Raw genomic sequence first — 18,106 nt, forward strand, 5'->3', positions numbered from 1 at the left:
GCGGGAGCTCAGTACCAGTGCGGGTTGACGCTCATCTCGTGCCCCCAGGCGCCGCACGGCGACCCGTACGCGCTCTTGATGTAGGCGAGCCCCCAGTTGATCTGCGTGTTCGCGTTCGTCCGCCAGTCCGCTCCGGCCGCCGACATCTTCTCGGCCGGCAGCGACTGCGGGATGCCGTAGGCGCCGCTCGAGGCGTTCAGTGCGTTCGCCCGCCAGCCGGACTCCTGCGTCCAGAGCGACACCAGGCACGAGAACTGGTCGTCGCCCCAGCCGTAGGAACCCAGGGCGCTCCGGGCGTAGGCCTGGGCGGCAGCAGGGTCCACGACGACCCCGCCGGTGCTCGGGTAGCTCGTGCCCGAACCGCCGCTGGCGCTGGTGCTCCCACCGCCGGTGTCGGCGCTCGCCGAGGCTGCTGCCGCCGCCTGTGCTGCGGCCGCCGCCGCGCGCTTGCGCTGCTGTTCGGCCTTCTGCGCCGCGACCTTCTGCCCGAGCTCGTACCCGGCGGCCTGCTCGGCGGTGGTGTCCCGGAGCGACGCCAGCTGCGCGTACAGCTCGTCGCTGTGCTGCTCGGTCGACTCGACGGCGGCGTTCGCCACGGCCTCGGCCGACTTCGCCGCCGCGGAGCGTTCCTCGGCTGCCTGCGCACGTGTCGCCCGCTCGGCCTCGGCGCGTTCGGCCTGCTCGTGCAGCGACGACGCCGTGCCGGCGGCGACTGACGCCTCGTCCATCACGCCGGACCAGGTGGACGACAGCTGGTCGAGGGCGCCCAGCTGGTAGAGCAGCTGGTCCGGGTTGCCGGCGGTCGCGATCCGGGTGGTCATCTGGTTCGTGCTGCCGTCGCGGTACAGGTTCGCCGCCAGCTGACCGGCGCGCGTCTGCGCGCGTTCGGCCGTCTCCGACGCGCGTTGCGCCTGGGTCTGGAGGCTCGTGGCGGCCTGGGTGGCCTCCGCCAGCTCCGCCTCGGCCGCGTCCGCCTTCGACGAGGCCGTCAGCGCGGCCTGCGACTTCGCTGCGGCCTCGTCCTGCGCCGACTGCAGCGCGGCCTGGACCTTGGTCACCTCGGCACGCTTGGCGGTCTCGTTGCCCTTGGCCCGCTGCACGTCCTGCCAGGTCGGGTACTCCGTCGCGGTCGCCGGGACAGCGGTGAGGACCGGGGCGACGAGCGCGCCGACGACCACGGCGGCCGCGACGAGCACGCCCCGCGAGGGGGTGAGACGCATGGCAGCAGGCTACCGAGGCTCGCCCGGGTGTCAGCGAGCCGCGCCGCCGATTCCCTGTGGACTGGTAAAGTCCATCGTGTCCGGGGACCGTTTCCCCGGACGCACGAAAAAACACTGCGCAGGCCGGGCACGGAGCTGGTCATCGGTGGTGGCTCGCGGGCCGGAACGGTTTCCCGAGTGCTTCTACTGCTGGCCAGACATGCGTCCGGAACGATCGGCGCGCACGCACCATCGAGTGCCGTCGCCAAGGCCTGCCGAACACACTTCAAGGAGGCACCCTTTTGGAGGGTCCCGAGATCAAGTTCGCCGAAGCCGTCATCGACAACGGCAAGTACGGCAAGCGCACCGTCCGGTTCGAGACCGGTCGGCTCGCACAGCAGGCGCAGGGCGCGGTCGCCGCGTACCTCGACGAGGAAACGATGCTCCTCTCGGCCACCAGCGCCGGCAAGCACCCGCGTGAAGGATTCGACTTCTTCCCGCTGACCGTCGACGTCGAGGAGCGCTCCTACGCCGCCGGCAAGATCCCCGGCTCGTTCTTCCGCCGCGAAGGCCGCCCGTCGACCGAGGCCATCCTGGTCTGCCGTCTGATCGACCGGCCGCTGCGCCCGTCCTTCGTCGACGGCCTGCGCAACGAGGTCCAGATCGTCATCACCGTCCTGAGCATCGCTCCGGACGAGTTCTACGACGCGCTGGCCATCAACGCCGCGTCCGCCTCGACGCAGATCTCCGGTCTGCCGTTCTCCGGCCCGATCGCCGGTGTGCGCCTCGCGCTCATCGGTGACCAGTGGGTCGCGTTCCCGAAGGCGTCGCAGCTCGCTGACGCCGTCTTCGACCTCACCGTCGCCGGCCGTGTCGTCACGGACGAGGCGGGCAACGAGGACGTCGCCATCATGATGGTCGAGGCCGAGGCCACCGAGCACAGCTGGGAGCTCATCCAGGGCGGCGCCACCAAGCCCGACGAGGCCGTCGTCGCGCAGGGGCTCGAGGCGGCCAAGCCGTTCCTCAAGTCGCTCGTCGACGCCCAGGCCAAGCTCGCCGCGCAGTCGGCCAAGGAGATCCAGGACTACCCGGTCTTCCCGCCGTACGCGCCCGAGGTCTACTCGGCCGTCGAGGCCCTCGCGCTCTCCGAGCTCGGTGACGTCTACAAGATCGCCGCCAAGACCGAGCGTCAGGACGCCGACGACGCGCTCAAGTCGCGCGTCAAGGCCGCCATCGCGGAGCAGGTCACCGCGGGCGAGCTGCCCGAGGTCGCCAACTCGCAGGTCAGCGCCGCGTACAAGTCGGTCACGAAGAAGGTCGTCCGCGGCCGCATCCTGACCGAGCAGATCCGCATGGACGGCCGCGGCCTCGCCGACATCCGTCCGCTCGACGCCGAGGTCGCCGTGATCCCGCGCGTCCACGGTTCGGCGATCTTCCAGCGCGGCGAGACGCAGATCCTCGGCGTCACCACGCTGAACATGCTCAAGATGGAGCAGCAGATCGACTCGCTGTCGCCCGTCACGAAGAAGCGCTACCTGCACCACTACAACTTCCCGCCCTACTCGACCGGTGAGACCGGCCGTGTGGGTTCGCCGAAGCGTCGCGAGATCGGGCACGGCTTCCTCGCCGAGCGCGCCCTCGTGCCGGTGCTGCCGACGCGTGAAGAGTTCCCGTACGCCATCCGTCAGGTCTCCGAGGCGCTCAGCTCCAACGGCTCGACCTCGATGGGTTCCGTCTGCGCCTCGACCCTCTCGCTGCTCAACGCCGGTGTGCCCCTCAAGGCCCCGGTCGCCGGCATCGCGATGGGCCTGGTGTCCGACACCGTCGACGGTCAGACCCGCTACGCGGCGCTGACCGACATCCTCGGCGCGGAAGACGCCCTCGGCGACATGGACTTCAAGGTCGCCGGTACCTCGGAGTTCGTCACCGCGATCCAGCTCGACACCAAGCTCGACGGCATCCCGTCGACGGTGCTCGACGCGGCGCTGAAGCAGGCCAAGGAGGCCCGCTCGGCCATCCTGGGTGTGCTCAACGAGGCGATCGACGCTCCCGACGAGATGGCGGACACCGCTCCTCGCGTCATCTCGGTGCAGATCCCCGTCGACAAGATCGGCGAGCTGATCGGCCCGAAGGGCAAGACGATCAACGGCATCCAGGACGAGACCGGTGCCGACATCTCGATCGAGGACAACGGCACCGTCTACATCGGTGCCGTCGACGGTCCGTCGGCCGAGGCCGCTCGTGCGTCGGTCAACGCGATCGCGAACCCGACCAACCCGGAGATCGGGGACCAGTTCCTCGGCACCGTCGTGAAGATCGCCACGTTCGGCGCCTTCGTGTCGCTGCTCCCGGGCCGTGACGGTCTGCTCCACGTCTCCGAGGTGCGCAAGCTCGCCGGTGGCAAGCGTGTCGAGAACGTCGAGGACGTCCTGGGCGTCGGTCAGAAGGTCCTGGTCGAGGTCACCAAGGTGGACGACCGCGGCAAGCTGTCGCTCGCGCCGGTCGTCGCCGAGGAGTCGGACACCGACTCCAGCGGTGCTCGCGAGGAGTCGACGGACGCCACCGTCTGATCAACCCCTGGCACACGAACGGCCGTCGTCCCTCGCGGGACGGCGGCCGTTCGTCGTTGCGGGATCCTTCTACGCGGCGGGGGTCTCCTGCGTGCCGACGAGCTGGGCTCGGCCGAGCAGGTGCTCGCGCAGCACGAACCCGACGACCGCGGGGGTCGCGTCGGCCGGTGCCTCGAGCAGCGGCACGTCGAGGGCGCTCAGCGTGAAGAAGTAGCGGTGCACACCGTGGCCCGCGGGCGGGGCTGCGCCGAGGAACGTGTCGGTGCCGAACTCGTTGCGCCGGCGGAGTGCCTCGGCGGGCAACAGGGCGTCGTCGGTGCCGGCGCCGGCGGGCAGCGAGGTCGCGGAGCCCGGGATGTCCGTCAGGCTCCAGTGCCAGAAGCCCGAGCCGGTGGGGGCGTCGGGGTCGTACACGGTGAGGACGAAGCTCTTCGTGCCCTCCGGTGCGCCGGACCACTCGAGTGCGGGGGAGCGGTCCTCACCACCGGCGTCGGTGCCGCGCGCCGAGGTCGGCAGCTCGCCGCCGTCGGTGAAGTCGGGGCTGGTCAGGGTGAACGAGGGGACCTCGGGGAGGTTCCAGTTGGGGTCGTTGGCCATGCCACCAGCCAACACCCGCAGCCTCGGGCTGCGCTCGGCGCGCGCGCGGGGCTGTGAGAGTCCGCACGCGACGGCCTGGAGGCGCGGTGCGGGCCCGCCACGGGCCTCCCGTCTGTCCGCGGTCGCCTCGACCGCCCTGCGGAAGCGACAGATCTGCGTCACGCGGGTGCATCCGTGCCGCGAAGGCGACACGATCCCGCGAACTGTTCGCGGTGATCTGTCGCTTTCGCGAAGGCGTCAGCGTCAGGGAAGGCGGCCTCGACCGCCGGACGTCAGTCGGCGAGGACGCGGTCGACGACGCGACCGAGGGCGGCCGTCGCGGCGATCGCGTCACCGGCGTAGGCACCGGCCATCGCACCGTCGCGCGCGAGCATGAGCTCGTCGGCGCCGTCGCCCGGCAGCTGGTGGCCGGACTCCTGCAGCAGGGTGGCGAGCCGGTCGGTGTACCAGTCGCGGTGGGTGGCGACCACCTCGCGCACGGGGTCACGGGGGTCGTGGTACTCGGCGGCGGCGTTCAGGAAGGCGCACCCGCGGAAGTCGGGGTCGTTGACCTCGTCGGCGAGGGCGGCGACCCAGGCACGGACGGCTGCTGCGGGGGAGCCGGCGTCGGCGACGAGTCGCTCCATGCGTTCCTGCACCCGTTCGTGCTGGGTGCGGATGTAGGCGAGGATCAGGTTGTCCTTCGACCCGTAGTGCTTGTAGAACGTCGCCTTCGTGACGCTCGCCTCGGAGATGAGGCGGTCGACGCCCACGCTGTGGATGCCCTCTTCGTAGAAGAGTCGCGTGGCCGTCTCGAGGACGCGGACCTTCGCGCCGCCGGAGCGGGGAGTCGGGGGGACGCTCGACCCGTCCGGCGACGCGAGGTTCGTGCTCGGACCGAGGAGACGCTGGACGGCCGGTTGGGGGGAATCGACCGTCACAGCGTGGCTCCTTGGTTCATCGGCTCCGCGGACGAGTGGGGGGACTCGTGGCCGCGAGGACTGATGTCCCGAGCCGCCGGATCGGAACTTAGGGGGGCTTTCGATCCGGCGTGAACGACTGTACCACAAGGAGGACAGACAGACGAGTCGGTCTGTCCGCAATTTCTGTACCCCTCTTCGAGTGACAGTCGGCAGGCCTGTGGAAACTGGGATGCGGGCTCCGGAGCATCAGTAGGCTCGTCTGCGATGAACCAGCCAGTGCCACTGCCGCTCGGGGCCCCGGACACGTCGTTCCTGACGTCCGGCGGGGCCTTCGTCCGCCGCACCGTGCTGCCGTCGGGTGTGCGTGTGCTCACCGAAGCCGTTCCCGGTGCCGCCTCCACGAGCATCGGGTTCTGGGTCGGCGTCGGCTCGCGGGACGAACGCGACGGGCAGTTCGGATCGACCCACTTCCTCGAACACCTGCTGTTCAAGGGCACCGAGACCCGCTCGGCGCTCGACATCGCCATCGCGTTCGACTCGGTCGGCGGTGAGCACAACGCCGCGACGGCCAAGGAGTACACCTGCTACTACGCACGGGTGCGGGACGCCGACGTCCCGATGGCCGTGCAGGTCATCGGGGACATGGTGACCGGCTCGGTGCTCGACCCCGAGGCGTTCGCCGTCGAGCGCGGCGTCATCCTCGAAGAGCTCGCGATGGCCGCCGACGACCCGGCCGACGTGGCGGGCGAGGCGTTCTTCGCCGCGGCCTTCAGCGGACACCCGCTCGGTCGCCCCATCGGTGGCACCCCGGACAGCATCCGTGCGGTCCAGCGCGACGAGGTCCTGGCCCACTACCGCGAGCACTACGCACCGAACGGCATCGTCGTGACCGCCGCCGGTGCCGTCGACCACGACCGGTTCTGCGACGCGGTCGCCGCCGTGTTCCACGACGCCCCGCGCGCCGAACCGCTCGCCCGCCGCACCCCCCAGACCGTCGCAGACCCCATCGAGCCGAAGCTGTCGGTGGTGCACCGGCCGACCGAGCAGGTGAGCATGCTCCGCGGCTCGCAGGGACTCGACCTGCGCGACGACCGCCGGCCGTCGCTCAGCGTCCTGAACGCCGTGCTCGGCGGGGGCATGAGCTCCCGGCTGTTCCAAGAGGTCCGCGAGCGCCGCGGCCTCGCCTACGCGGTGTCGTCGTTCGCGCCCGCCTACCTCGACAACGGCGCCTTCGGCGTCTACGCGGGCTGCGCGCCCGACAACGTCCCCGGGGTCATCGAGATCATCGACGCCGAGTTCCGCCGCATGGTGGACCACGGCATCACCGACGACGAGCTCCGCCGCGCGAAGGGCCAGATCGAGGGCGCCCTGACCCTCTCGCTCGAGGACTCCGACGCCCGGATGACGCGCCTCGGCCGGTCCGAGCTCGGCACCGGGGAGTACACCGACCTGTCGACCGCACTGGAGCGCGTCGACCGGGTCACCACCGACGGCGTGCTCGAACTCGCCCGCGACCTCCTGACCCGTCCGACGATCACGTCGGTGGTCGGAGCGGTGCAGCAGGACGAACTCGCCGCAGCGATCGGGATGGGCAGCTGAGCACGGACATGTCCCACTACCTGTACCTCGTCCGGCACGGCGAACACCAGGACGCCGAGCACGGCCTCCGCGACGGCAAGCTGTCGGAGCGCGGCAAGCGGCAGGCGATGCTCGTCGCCGACCGCCTGGGTGGCCTGCCCTTCGACGGCGTGTACCACTCCCCGTTGCAGGCCCCGAGCGAGACGGCTGCGTTCCTGGCGCAACGGCTGCCCTCGATCCAGCCCGAACCGTCGACGCTGCTGTTCGACTGCGTCCCCTCCGGCCCGACCCCGGACATGCCGCACGCCTACCAGGGCTGGTACGGCGGCGTCACCGAAGAGGAGATCGTCGCCGGACAGGCCCAGATGGGTGATGCCGTCTCCGAGTGGTTCACCCCGGCGCGCGAGGACCGGCACGACCTGCTCATCACGCACAACGCCGTGATCGGCTGGTTCGTGCGCGAGGCGTTCCAGGCCCCCGAGTGGCGCTGGATGGGCACGAACGTCGCGCACACCGCACTCACGATCATCCGGATCCGCTCCGCGAAGCCGGCCGAGGTGGTCGCCCTGAACGACCTGGCCCACCTGCCGGTGGAGCTGCGGACCGGGCTGCCGGTCGACCAGCCCGTCTAGCGGGTCGTCGGCTTGCGGTACCAGGCGGTCGCGTTCGGGTTGTCGTTGAACGCTGCGACGCGTTCGTAGCCCCGACCGCGGTACATCGCGCCCGCGGCGACGAGCGAGTCGTTCGTGTCGAGCACGATGCTCGTCGCTCCCAGCGCCGTACCTTCCCGTTCGAGCAGGTCCATCAGCGCCGAAGCGATGCCCTTGCCCCGTCCGCCCGGGGTCACGAAGACGTGCTTGACCTCGAACCGGACGTCGTCGGCGCCCGTCTCGTCGACCCCGTCCGGGATCCGCCGGAGCCCGCCGCACCCGACCGCGGTGCCGCCGTCGTAGGCCACCGCGAAGACCCCGTTCGGCGGCGTGAACTCGGCAGCCGGTGTCCGCTTGCGCGAGTAGGCGCCCTGCGCGCTCGGGAACGTCGCCTCGCGCTCGTCCAGGTACGCGTCGAGCAGGACGTAGACCTCGGGCAGATCGGCGGGCACGGTCCTGACCTCGACTGACATGGGTCGATCCTAGGATGGACCGCATGGTCACTCCCGTCGCCGTCGTCGGCGCCACCGGTCGTCTCGGGGGCCTCGTGGCCTCCGTCGTCGAGGAACTCCCGGAGTTCGAGCTCGTCGCCCGTCTGTCGTCGAAGGACGGTGCCCACGAGGCGCCTCCGTCGGTGTTCGGCGGCGCCGCGCTCGTCGTCGACGTGACGGTGCCGGCGCTCAGCCCCGCGATCGTCGAGAACGCCCTGTCGAGCGGGGCGAACGTGCTCGTCGGCACCTCGGGGTGGTCGGCCGACCGTCTCGCGAAGCTCCGCACCGCCCTGCAGGAGCGTCCCGACCAGGGCGTCCTCGTGGTCCCGAACTTCTCGATCGGCTCGGTGCTCGGCACCCACCTCGCCACGATCGCGGCGCCGTGGTTCCCCTCGGTCGAGATCGTCGAGACGCACCACGCCGGCAAGATCGACTCGCCGTCCGGCACCGCGGTGCGCACCGCCGAACTGATCGCCGAGGCCCGGCGCGACGTCGGTCCGGTCGAGGCCCCGCACGTCGACCAGCGCGCCCGCGGTCAGCAGGTGGCGAGCGTGCCGATCCACTCGCTCCGGCTGCCCGGGGTGAAGGCGGTGCAGGACGTCCTGCTCAGCGGCCCCGGCGAGACCCTGACCATCCGGCACGACACCAACGACGACGTCGCCTACGTCGCCGGGATCCGGGCGGCACTGTCGGCACTCGGGTCCGCCCGCGGACTCACCGTGGGGCTCGGCAGCGTCCTCGGCATCGGCTGACCCGGTGGGACGTGCAGCGCGGGCCGGGCGCGCGATCCGGTCGCCGTTCTGGGGTGCGGCGCTGATGACCCTGCTGCTGGCGCTCTACATCGTGCTCGTCGGGCAGCGGGCCGTCGCGTTCATCGCGACCGGCATCCCGATCGGGATCGGCATCGGCGTCGCCCTGTTCGTCGTCGCCGCGATCGGGGCACTCCTGCTCGTGCTCGAGTTCCGGTTCGGTGTCCGGATCACCCGGCTCGGTTCCCGGCTCGAGGCCGAGGGCGGTGCGCCGGAGGACGTCGTGCCCGTGCGACCGTCGGGACGTCCGACGCGCGAAGCCGCCGACGAGGTCTTCCCGAAGTACCAGGCTGCCGTCGAGCAGGATCCTGCCGACTGGCGCGCGTGGTACCGGCTCGGGGTCGTCTACGACGCCGCGGGAGACCGGAAGCGCGCCCGCGCCGCGATGCGCACCGCGCTGTCGCGGGCGAGCGCCTGACCCCCGGTCAGAGGACCGCGTCGACCGCGTCCGACGCGTGGGTGTAGCGGAAGGCGTAGCCGGACTCGAGCAGCTTCGTCGGCACCATCTGCTGACTCGACAGCAGCATCTCGTCCGCCGCGTCCTGCAGTGCGAGGCGCAACGCGAACTCCGGGATCCGGAACAGGTACGGCCGGTGCAGGTCCTCGGCGACGCGCTTCGTGATGCGGTCGGCGACGACGGCCTCCGGCCCGGCCAGGTTCACCGGCCCGCTGACCCCGGACGCCGACGGGCTCGTGGCCAGGTGCACGATGGCGCCGACCTCGTCCTCGAGCGCGATCCACGGCCAGTGCTGTCCGCCGGTGCCGAGGCGGCTGCCCAGCCCGAACCGGGTCAGCGGCAGGATCGGTGCGAGCGCGCCGCCGCCCTCGCCGATGACGATGCCGGTGCGCAGGGTGATGACGCGCACGCCGTCCGGCGCCGCGTTCGCCGCGGCCTCCCATGCGGTGCAGACCTCGGCGAGGAACCCGGTGCCGGGCGCCGCGTCGTCCTGCAGGACGTCCGCCGGGCGGTCGCCGTACACGCCCGAGGCCGATCCGGACAGGAACAGCGCCGGGGGCGTGCTGGCGTGCCGCATCGCCTCGACCAGGGTGTCGGTCGCGTCGACGCGCGAGCGCCGGATCTCCTCGCGGTACTTCGCGGTCCACGGCAACTTGCCGATGTTCGCACCCGCCAGGTTGATCACCACGTCGGCGCCGTCGACGATGGCGGGGTCGAGCGGACGCTGTCCGGGGGCCCAGCGGAACTCGGTGGCCGTGTGCGGCTCGCGTCGCACGAGCGTGGTCACGTGGTGGCCCGCCTCGCGCAGGGCGCGGACGAGCGGGGTGCCGATGAAACCGGACGCGCCGGCGATCAGGATCGAGAGCGGCTCTGCCGCCGTGTCTGCCATGCCGCCAACGCTACTCATGCCGACGTAGTCTTCTGTGTGTGAGCGACAGCGAGACCGTGCAGCCCGACCCCACCGTGCCGACCCCCTACGAAGACCTGCTCCGACGGGTCCTCACCGAGGGCACGCCGAAGGGCGACCGCACCGGCACCGGGACCCGCAGTCTGTTCGGTGCGCAGCTCCGCTACGACCTGTCGAAGGGCTTCCCGCTCGTCTCCACGAAGCGCGTGCACTTCAAGTCGATCGCGTACGAGCTGCTCTGGTTCCTGCGCGGCGACGGCAACGCGACCTGGCTGCAGGAACACGGCGTCCGGATCTGGAACGAGTGGGCGGACGAGGGCGGCGACCTCGGCCCGGTCTACGGCGTGCAGTGGCGCTCGTGGCCGACCCCGTCCGGCGAGCACGTCGACCAGATCGCCCAGGTGATCGACCAGATCCGCACGAACCCGGACAGCCGACGGCTCATCGTGTCGGCCTGGAACGTGGCGGACATCCCGGACATGGCACTCGCGCCGTGCCACGCGTTCTTCCAGTTCTACGTCAACGACGGCAAGCTCTCGTGCCAGCTCTACCAGCGCAGCGCGGACATGTTCCTCGGGGTCCCGTTCAACATCGCGTCGTACGCCCTGCTCACCCACATGATCGCCGCACAGACCGGGCTCGAGGTCGGTGACTTCGTCTGGACCGGCGGCGACTGCCACGTCTACGACAACCACGTCGAGCAGGTGGAGGAGCAGCTGTCCCGCACGGCGTACGCCCTGCCGACCCTGGAGCTCGCACCGAGGGACTCGATCGACGACTACGAGTACGAGGACTTCACGGTCGTCGGCTACCACCACCACCCGTCGATCAAGGCCGCGGTCGCGGTCTGATGATCGGCATGGTGTGGGCCCGGTCGACCGGCGGGGTCATCGGGGCCGACGGTGGCATGCCCTGGCACGTGCCCGAGGACCTCGCGCACTTCAAGCAGGTCACCGGTGACGCCACGGTGCTGATGGGCCGTCGCACCTGGGAGTCCCTGCCCGAGCGGTTCCGTCCGCTGCCCGGTCGGCGCAACGTCGTGCTCACCCGCGACCCGTCGTGGTCGGCGGACGGCGCCGAGGTCGTGCACGAGCTGGCGGCCGCCCTCGACGGTGCCGACGGTGCCGACGAGACCGTCTGGGTCATCGGCGGCGGGCAGGTCTACGCCGCAGCGCTGGACCGTGCCGAGCGGGTGTCCGAGACCGTCATCGACGTCGACGTGCCCGGCGACACCGTCGCTCCGACGCTCGCCGGGTCGGCCGACTGGTCGCTCGTCGACGAGGGCCCGTGGCAGGAATCCCGCACCGGGACCCGCTACCGCTTCCTCGAGTGGCGGCGCCCCTGAGCGTTCGGAACCAGGTTCCGGACACGGCACCGCGCAATCGCGTGGTGTGGTGTCCGGAACCTGGTTCCCACCGGGCGGGCAGCGCCTGACGGACGTGATCCGGGCCTCCCGTCCGCGCCGCAGGCAGGCGACCGTCCACCCGGACGGCGGCCATCGCGCCCATCCCCGGTACGCTGGTGCCCGTGTCCCCGCGTGAGAATCCCTTCGGTCAGGTCCTCGTCGCCCTCGTGACCCCGTTCACGGCCGACGGCGAGGTCGACTGGCCCGGCGTCGAGCAGCACATCGACGACTGCATCACGGCCGGCGCCGACGGCATCGTCGTCACCGGCACCACCGGCGAGACGAGCACCCTGACCGATCCCGAGAAGCTCCGTCTGGTCGAGGTCGGCAAGTCCGTCGCCGCGGGCCGCGCGAAGATCATCACGGGCGGTGGCTCGAACGAGACCGCGCACGCGATCCACCTCTACAAGCAGAGCGAGCGGGCCGGCGCCGACGGCGTCATGATCGTCACGCCGTACTACAACAAGCCGACCCAGTCGGGCGTGCTCACCCACTTCCGGATGATCGCCGACGCCACCGACCTGCCGGTGATCCTGTACGACATCCCGGGGCGCACGGGCATCCCGATCACCTACGACACGATCCTGCGCGCGTCGAAGCACCCGAACATCCTCGCCGTGAAGGACGCCAAGGGCGACTTCGCCGAGGTGTCCCGCGTGCTGAACAACACCGACCTGATGTACTTCTCCGGCGACGACACCAACGTGCTCCCGCACCTGTCCATCGGCGCGACGGGCCTGATCGGCGTCACCGCGAACATCACGAGCACGCCGTACCGCACCATCGTCGACGCCGTGAACCGCGGCGACCTGGCGACCGCCACCGCCGAGCACAAGCGCGTCGAGCCGCTCGTCCGCGCCGTGATGACCCACGTGCCCGGCACCGTCGCGGCGAAGTACATCCTGCACGGGCTCGGCCGCATCGGCAGCCCGCGCGTCCGTCTGCCGCTCGTCGGCCCCGAGGACTCCGAGGCGTACGCCATCGAGACCTCGCTCGAAGCCGTGCGCGACGTGCCCGGCGCCGACTTCTCGAACTTCCGCCCCGACCGCAACGCAGCGGCCGGCGGCGCACTGCCAAAGGTGCCAGGCACCACCCGCTAGCGAACACCGCGGCGCGCTCCCCGCGCGTCGCCCGAATCCGTAGGACCGAATGCCCACACAAGTCTCCACACCGCAGCCGCTCGAACCCGGCACCCTCCGCGTCATCCCCATCGGGGGACTCGGCGAGATCGGTCGCAACATGACCGTCTACGAGTACGAGGGCAAGCTGCTCATCGTCGACGCCGGCGTGCTCTTCCCCGAGGAGCACCAGCCCGGGGTCGACCTGATCCTGCCGGACTTCGCGCCGATCCGTGACCGCCTCGACGACGTCCTCGGTGTCGTGCTCACGCACGGTCACGAGGACCACATCGGCGCCGTCCCGTACCTGTTGAAGCTCCGCGACGACATCCCGCTGATCGGCTCCACGCTGACCCTCGCGCTCGTCGAGGCGAAGCTCAAGGAACACCGGATCAAGCCGTACACGCTCGTCGTGGCCGAGGACCAGACCGAACAGCTCGGCCCGTTCCACCTCGAGTTCGTCGCCGTGAACCACTCCATCCCGGACGCCCTCGCCGTCGCGATCACGACCCCTGCCGGTCGTGTCCTGCACACGGGTGACTTCAAGATGGACCAGCTCCCGCTGGACGACCGCATCACCGACCTCCGTGCGTTCGCGCGTCTCGGTGAGGCCGGCGTCGACCTGTTCCTGCCGGACTCGACCAACGCCGACGTGCCGGGCTTCACCGCGCCCGAGCGGGACATCGGACCGGTGCTCGAGAACATCATCATGCGGGCACGCAAGAAGGTCGTCGTGGCGAGCTTCTCGTCGCACGTGCACCGTGTGCAGCAGGTCCTCGACGCCGCCGCGGCCGCGAACCGCAAGGTCGCGTTCATGGGGCGCTCGATGATCCGCAACATGACCATCGCCGCCGACCTCGGCTACCTCCGGGTGCCCGAGAACGTCCTCATCGACACGAAGAAGGCGAAGAACGTCCCCGACGACCAGATCGTCTACATGTCGACCGGGTCGCAGGGCGAGCCGATGGCCGTGCTCGCACGGATGGCGAACCTCGAGCACCAGATCGAGATCGGCGAGGGCGACACCGTCATCCTCGCGTCGTCCCTCATCCCCGGCAACGAGAACGCCGTGTACCGCGTCATCGACGGGCTGACGAAGCTCGGTGCGAAGGTCGTGCACAAGGGCAACGCCAAGGTGCACGTCTCCGGACACGCCTCGGCCGGCGAACTGCTCTACTGCTACAACATCCTGCGTCCGCGCAACGTCCTGCCGGTCCACGGCGAGCACCGCCACCTGTACGCGAACGCCGACCTGGCGATCCAGACGGGTGTGCCGCCGCGCAACGTGATCCTCGGGCAGGACGGCATCGTCGTCGACCTGAAGGACGGCGTCGCGACGGTCGCCGGGCAGCTCGACATCGGGTACGTGTACGTCGACGGCTCGACCGTGGGCGAGATCACCGACGCCGACCTCAAGGACCGCCGTGTCCTGTCGGAAGAGGGCTTCATCTCGGTCTTCGCCGCGGTGGACTTCACCACCGGCCAGTGCGTCATCGGCCCGGAGATCCAGTCGCGCGGCTTCGCCGAGGACGACTCCGTGTTCGACGACGTCCGTCCGCAGATCGCCAAGGCGATCGCCGAGGCGGCCGCGAACGGCACGCGGGACTCGCACGCGTTCGCGCAGGTCGTCCGCCGCACGGTCGGCCGGTGGGTCAACACCAAGCACCGCCGCCGTCCGATGATCGTCCCGGTGGTCATCGAGGCGTAGCGCGTCAGTCGCGTCAGTCGCGTTCATCGCGGTCGACCGGGAGGCCCGTCCAGCGTCCGTCACGGACGCTGCGGCGGGCCTCCCTTGGTTTGTCCTGAGTGGGGATTAGGGTTCTGCCCATGGCCGGAGGCACCAAGTCGACCACGCGCTCGCGCGCGTCCACGTCGTCCCGTGGGAACGGGACGCGTGGTTCGTCGCGCACCCAGGCCACGACGAAGAAGCTGCCGCAGGCTGCACCGACACCGGTGTTCCGCGAGCAGAACCCGCTCGTGACCTTCTGGCTCGCGATGGCGCACGGCGTCGGCGCGGTGTTCCGGCTGCTCGGCAAGGAGTCGCTCGAGAAGGACCAGCGGCGCGACGGGTTCCCGTTCCTGCTGTTCGTGCTGGCCATCGCCGGTGCGGTCGTCGAGTGGCTCAACCCGACGAACGACGTGTCCGTCGCACTCGACGCCTACACGTTCGGTGGACTGTTCGGCCGGTTGGCGTTCGCGCTGCCGGTGATCATGATCGTCTTCGCCGGATGGCTGTTCCGGCACCCGGCCTCCGTGCACGACAACACCCGCATCGGCATCGGCCTGGGGATCCTGCTCGTCTCCATCGCCTCGCTCTGCCACGTCTTCGGTGGTCAGCCGAGCGCAGCCGACGGCATGCCCGCGCTGGCCGCGGCCGGCGGGGTGCTCGGCTGGGTCGTGATCGGCTGGCTCGTGACCATCGCGACCGCGTGGGTCGCGGTCCCGGTGGCGATCGTGCTGCTCGTGCTCTCGCTCTTCATCATCACCAAGACGCCGCCGAACAAGGTCGGTCGTCGCCTGCACGAGCTGTACGCGTACCTGTTCGGTGCGCCGGCCCCGGCTGCCGAGCCCGAGGCTGCCGCGGCCGTGGCCGAGCCCGCCACCCGCACCCGCACGTCGAAGCGCGGCAAGAAGAGCGACACCGACTTCCAGCTGTTCGACGACCTCGGTTTCGGCGACGAGCAGGCCGCTGCCGAAGGCGCGGCGGACGGCGACAACGTGCCGTGGTGGCGCCGGAACAAGTCCGGGCGCGAAGAGGACCCGGCGTACGACAGCCCCGTCCTGCCCCCGGCGACCGGTGTCGCTCCGACGGCCCCGCCCACGGCTGCGGCTGCTCCCGCGGCGGCCGCACCGACCACGAACCCGAACGCCGGCGCCGCGGCCGGCCTGGTCGACCTGACACCCGCCGAGCCCGCGTCGGTCAACCTCAACGACTCCGTCGAGCAGGACCTGCAGGACGCCGAGCAGGCGCTCCGGGCGTTCGGCACCGACGTCCCCGCGCGTCCGGAACCGACCGCCGACATCCGACCGGCGGTGCCTGCGGTCCTGTCCGAACCCGAGGTCGTCGACGAGCCGGACGACGCCGCCGCCGAGCTGAGTGCGGCCGCAGCCGGGTCCGACGAGGACCCGTCGAAGCCGTACCGCCTGCCCGCCGCCACGACCCTCAGCTCCGGCACGCCCTCGGTCGCCCGCAGTCAGGCGAACGACGACATCGTCGCCGCCATCACCGGTGTGCTCACCGAGTTCAAGGTCGACGCGAAGGTCACCGGGTTCTCCCGTGGGCCGACGGTCACGCGGTACGAGATCGAGCTCGGTCCGGGCGTCAAGGTCGAGCGGGTCACGGCGCTGTCGAAGAACCTGTCCTACGCCGTCGCCTCGAACGAGGTCCGCATCCTCTCGCCGATCCCCGGCAAGAGCGCGATCGGCGTCGAGATCCCGAACACCGACCGCGAGATCGTGTCCCTGGGCGACGTGCTGCGCTCGAACGCCGCCCGCAAGTCGAAGCACCCGATGACGATCGGCGTCGGCAAGGACGTCGAGGGCGGCTTCGTCGTCGCGAACCTGGCGAAGATGCCGCACCTGCTCGTCGCCGGTTCGACCGGTTCCGGCAAGTCGGTCTTCATCAACTCGATGATCACGTCGCTGCTCATGCGCGCGAAGCCGTCCGAGGTCCGCATGGTGCTGGTCGACCCGAAGCGCGTCGAGCTCTCGATCTACGCGGGTGTCCCGCACCTCATCACGCCCATCATCACGAACCCGAAGAAGGCGGCCGAAGCGCTGCAGTGGGTCGTGAAGGAGATGGACATGCGGTACGACGACCTGGCGTCGTTCGGGTTCCGCCACGTCGACGACTTCAACAAGGCGATCGAGAACGAGGAGATCGTCCTGCCGGCGGGCAGCGAGCGGAAGCTCAAGCCGTACCCGTACCTGCTCGTCGTGGTCGACGAGCTCGCCGACCTCATGCTCGTCGCCCCGCGCGACGTCGAGGAGTCGATCGTCCGCATCACCCAGCTCGCCCGTGCAGCCGGCATCCACCTGGTGCTCGCGACGCAGCGTCCGTCGGTGGACGTCATCACCGGCCTGATCAAGGCGAACGTGCCGTCGCGCATCGCCTTCGCGGTCACGAGCGTCACGGACTCCCGCGTCATCCTCGACCAGCCCGGTGCGGACAAGCTCATCGGGCAGGGCGACGCGCTCTTCCTGCCGATGGGGTCGTCCAAGTCGCTCCGCGTCCAGGGTGCCTGGGTGCAGGAGGGCGAGGTCGCCGAGGTCGTCCAGCACGTCACACGGCAGGCCCAGCCCGAGTACCGCCAGGACGTCCAGGCCGTGGTCGAGCGCAAGGAGATCGACGCCGACATCGGCGACGACCTCGAGCTGCTCCTCGCGGCGGTCGAGCAGGTGGTCTCGACGCAGTTCGGGTCCACCTCGATGCTGCAGCGCAAGCTCCGTGTCGGCTTCGCGAAGGCGGGTCGACTGATGGACCTGATGGAGTCCCGCGACATCGTCGGGCCGTCCGAGGGGTCGAAGGCTCGCGACGTGCTCGTCACCGCGGACCAGCTGCCCGCAGTGCTCGCGAAGCTCCGTGGCGAGGAGCCGCCCGCCGCTCCGGCGCCCGTGGCCCCCGCGCCCGGTCCGAGTGACGACGGCGACCGGTACGGCGCCGACCCCGTGGGCGACATGACCCGCGGGTACGATGAAGTGCACGACGAGCCCGATGAGGACGCGTGGGGACTGACGGGCAGGGAGTGAAGGCGATGACCGCCTCGGACGGCACGGACACGACACACGGCGCGAAGTTCCCCTGGCGCGGGCGACTGCTCCGCAAGGGCCCCGGCCCCGCATCGACGGCGAACGTCGCGAACATCATCACCGTGGTGCGCATCCTCATGGCGCCGCTGTTCTTCGTGCTGCTCCTCGCCGACGCCGGCAACGACGGTCCACTGCGCATCTGGGCCGCGGTCGTCTTCGTCGTCGCGATCGTCACCGACAGTGCCGACGGCATCATCGCCCGCCGGCAGAACCTGGTCACCGACTTCGGCAAGCTCGTCGACCCCATCGCCGACAAGGTCCTGATCGGCGGCGCGCTCGTCGCCCTGTCGATCCTCGGGGAGCTGCCCTGGTACGTGACCGTCCTGATCATGGTGCGCGAGATCGGCATCACGGTGTTCCGCTTCGCGGTGCTGTCGGACCGGGTGATCCCGGCCAGCCGCGGCGGCAAGATCAAGACCGTGCTGCAGGCCGTCGCCCTGACGGCGGCACTGTTCCCGTGGTGGGAGCTCGTCGGCGACTGGGCGCACTGGGTCAACGGCATCCTGATGACCGCCGCCTTCCTGGCGACCGTGCTGAGCGGCATCGACTACCTGTACCAGGCGTGGAAGCACAACCGGACCACCGCGTGACGCAGGCCGACGACGCGACCGGCA

At 70.7% G+C, this 18,106-nt stretch carries 16 protein-coding genes; 11 read left to right on the top strand and 5 right to left on the bottom strand.

The genetic code is table 11. From position 1 onward, the window contains the following. Nucleotides 1-8: 8 nt before the first annotated feature. Nucleotides 9-1,220, bottom strand: a complete 1,212-nt coding sequence (locus ACGH48_RS06680; RefSeq protein ID WP_396290708.1) for a coiled-coil domain-containing protein — start codon at nt 1,218-1,220, stop codon at nt 9-11. A gap of 281 nt (nt 1,221-1,501) precedes the next feature. Here ACGH48_RS06680 and ACGH48_RS06685 point away from each other — a divergent pair, with 281 nt between their 5' ends. Then, the gene (locus ACGH48_RS06685) at nt 1,502-3,769 is read left to right on the top strand and encodes a polyribonucleotide nucleotidyltransferase (protein ID WP_123313521.1); all 2,268 of its coding nucleotides are present in this window, start codon (nt 1,502-1,504) and stop codon (nt 3,767-3,769) included. Between the two features lie 69 nt (nt 3,770-3,838). Here ACGH48_RS06685 and ACGH48_RS06690 read toward each other — a convergent pair whose 3' ends face one another. Beyond that, nucleotides 3,839-4,366 carry a YbhB/YbcL family Raf kinase inhibitor-like protein gene (locus ACGH48_RS06690; RefSeq protein WP_123313522.1) on the bottom strand — a complete coding sequence of 176 codons (528 nt, stop codon included), beginning with the start codon at nt 4,364-4,366 and terminating at the stop codon, nt 3,839-3,841. Between the two features lie 272 nt (nt 4,367-4,638). After that, nucleotides 4,639-5,286 (bottom strand): TetR/AcrR family transcriptional regulator, encoded by a 648-nt coding sequence (locus ACGH48_RS06695; RefSeq protein ID WP_123313523.1) that lies wholly within the window; start codon nt 5,284-5,286, stop codon nt 4,639-4,641. 246 nt (nt 5,287-5,532) lie between these two features. Between ACGH48_RS06695 and ACGH48_RS06700 the strand changes: the two genes are divergently transcribed. Together ACGH48_RS06700 and ACGH48_RS06705 are read left to right on the top strand one after the other, a co-directional pair. Continuing rightward, nucleotides 5,533-6,867 (top strand): pitrilysin family protein, encoded by a 1,335-nt coding sequence (locus ACGH48_RS06700; protein ID WP_123313524.1) that lies wholly within the window; start codon nt 5,533-5,535, stop codon nt 6,865-6,867. An 8-nt stretch (nt 6,868-6,875) separates the two neighbouring features. Next, entirely contained in the window at nt 6,876-7,478 is a 603-nt protein-coding gene (locus ACGH48_RS06705; protein ID WP_123313525.1) for a histidine phosphatase family protein, read from the top strand. On the opposite strand, the gene ACGH48_RS06710 is transcribed toward ACGH48_RS06705, so the two are convergent. Continuing rightward, nucleotides 7,475-7,969: a GNAT family N-acetyltransferase gene (locus tag ACGH48_RS06710; RefSeq protein WP_396290709.1), complete on the bottom strand. Its 495-nt coding sequence runs from the start codon at nt 7,967-7,969 to the stop codon at nt 7,475-7,477. The two genes, ACGH48_RS06705 and ACGH48_RS06710, sit on opposite strands and share 4 nt — an antisense overlap. A gap of 23 nt (nt 7,970-7,992) precedes the next feature. Between ACGH48_RS06710 and ACGH48_RS06715 the strand changes: the two genes are divergently transcribed. Both ACGH48_RS06715 and ACGH48_RS06720 read left to right on the top strand, forming a co-directional pair. Next, on the top strand, nt 7,993-8,739 hold the full coding sequence (locus tag ACGH48_RS06715) for a 4-hydroxy-tetrahydrodipicolinate reductase (protein WP_228505012.1): 747 nt from the start codon (nt 7,993-7,995) through the stop codon (nt 8,737-8,739). 4 nt (nt 8,740-8,743) lie between these two features. Then, nucleotides 8,744-9,214, top strand: a complete 471-nt coding sequence (locus ACGH48_RS06720) for a tetratricopeptide repeat protein (protein ID WP_396290710.1) — start codon at nt 8,744-8,746, stop codon at nt 9,212-9,214. A 7-nt stretch (nt 9,215-9,221) separates the two neighbouring features. Here the strand turns inward: ACGH48_RS06720 and ACGH48_RS06725 are convergent, their stop codons facing one another. Then, nucleotides 9,222-10,142, bottom strand: coding sequence for a TIGR01777 family oxidoreductase (locus tag ACGH48_RS06725; RefSeq protein WP_396290711.1), 921 nt, complete (start codon nt 10,140-10,142; stop codon nt 9,222-9,224). A 38-nt stretch (nt 10,143-10,180) separates the two neighbouring features. Between ACGH48_RS06725 and ACGH48_RS06730 the strand changes: the two genes are divergently transcribed. The 6 genes from ACGH48_RS06730 to pgsA all read left to right on the top strand — a co-directional run bounded on the left by ACGH48_RS06730 (nt 10,181) and on the right by pgsA (nt 18,082). Further along, complete coding sequence (locus tag ACGH48_RS06730; RefSeq protein WP_396290712.1) at nt 10,181-11,011, top strand: thymidylate synthase; 831 nt, start codon at nt 10,181-10,183, stop codon at nt 11,009-11,011. Next, nucleotides 11,011-11,505, top strand: a complete 495-nt coding sequence (locus tag ACGH48_RS06735; RefSeq protein WP_396290713.1) for a dihydrofolate reductase — start codon at nt 11,011-11,013, stop codon at nt 11,503-11,505. The genes ACGH48_RS06730 and ACGH48_RS06735 overlap by 1 nt, the downstream gene beginning before the upstream one ends. A 182-nt stretch (nt 11,506-11,687) precedes the next feature. Further along, a complete protein-coding gene (dapA, locus tag ACGH48_RS06740; RefSeq protein WP_123313656.1) occupies nt 11,688-12,665 on the top strand; it encodes a 4-hydroxy-tetrahydrodipicolinate synthase in 978 nt (325 codons plus the stop codon). 49 nt (nt 12,666-12,714) lie between these two features. Further along, a complete protein-coding gene (locus ACGH48_RS06745; protein ID WP_340196207.1) occupies nt 12,715-14,391 on the top strand; it encodes a ribonuclease J in 1,677 nt (558 codons plus the stop codon). A 119-nt stretch (nt 14,392-14,510) separates the two neighbouring features. After that, nucleotides 14,511-17,432: a DNA translocase FtsK gene (locus ACGH48_RS06750; RefSeq protein WP_123313532.1), complete on the top strand. Its 2,922-nt coding sequence runs from the start codon at nt 14,511-14,513 to the stop codon at nt 17,430-17,432. A gap of 5 nt (nt 17,433-17,437) precedes the next feature. After that, nucleotides 17,438-18,082, top strand: coding sequence for a CDP-diacylglycerol--glycerol-3-phosphate 3-phosphatidyltransferase (gene pgsA, locus ACGH48_RS06755; protein ID WP_396290714.1), 645 nt, complete (start codon nt 17,438-17,440; stop codon nt 18,080-18,082). Nucleotides 18,083-18,106 lie beyond the last annotated feature (24 nt).

This window comes from Curtobacterium pomorum, assembly GCF_044497295.1.
GTDB lineage: Bacteria > Actinomycetota > Actinomycetes > Actinomycetales > Microbacteriaceae > Curtobacterium.

Coding starts and splice junctions, on each gene's coding strand:
- ACGH48_RS06680 (WP_396290708.1), bottom strand. CDS start 1,220: ATGCGTCTCACCCCCTCGCGGGGCGTGCTCGTCGCGGCCGCCGTGGTC.
- ACGH48_RS06690 (WP_123313522.1), bottom strand. CDS start 4,366: ATGGCCAACGACCCCAACTGGAACCTCCCCGAGGTCCCCTCGTTCACC.
- ACGH48_RS06700 (WP_123313524.1), top strand. CDS start 5,533: ATGAACCAGCCAGTGCCACTGCCGCTCGGGGCCCCGGACACGTCGTTC.
- ACGH48_RS06705 (WP_123313525.1), top strand. CDS start 6,876: ATGTCCCACTACCTGTACCTCGTCCGGCACGGCGAACACCAGGACGCC.
- ACGH48_RS06710 (WP_396290709.1), bottom strand. CDS start 7,969: ATGTCAGTCGAGGTCAGGACCGTGCCCGCCGATCTGCCCGAGGTCTAC.
- ACGH48_RS06715 (WP_228505012.1), top strand. CDS start 7,993: ATGGTCACTCCCGTCGCCGTCGTCGGCGCCACCGGTCGTCTCGGGGGC.
- ACGH48_RS06725 (WP_396290711.1), bottom strand. CDS start 10,142: ATGGCAGACACGGCGGCAGAGCCGCTCTCGATCCTGATCGCCGGCGCG.
- ACGH48_RS06735 (WP_396290713.1), top strand. CDS start 11,011: ATGATCGGCATGGTGTGGGCCCGGTCGACCGGCGGGGTCATCGGGGCC.
- ACGH48_RS06745 (WP_340196207.1), top strand. CDS start 12,715: ATGCCCACACAAGTCTCCACACCGCAGCCGCTCGAACCCGGCACCCTC.
- ACGH48_RS06750 (WP_123313532.1), top strand. CDS start 14,511: ATGGCCGGAGGCACCAAGTCGACCACGCGCTCGCGCGCGTCCACGTCG.
- pgsA (WP_396290714.1), top strand. CDS start 17,438: ATGACCGCCTCGGACGGCACGGACACGACACACGGCGCGAAGTTCCCC.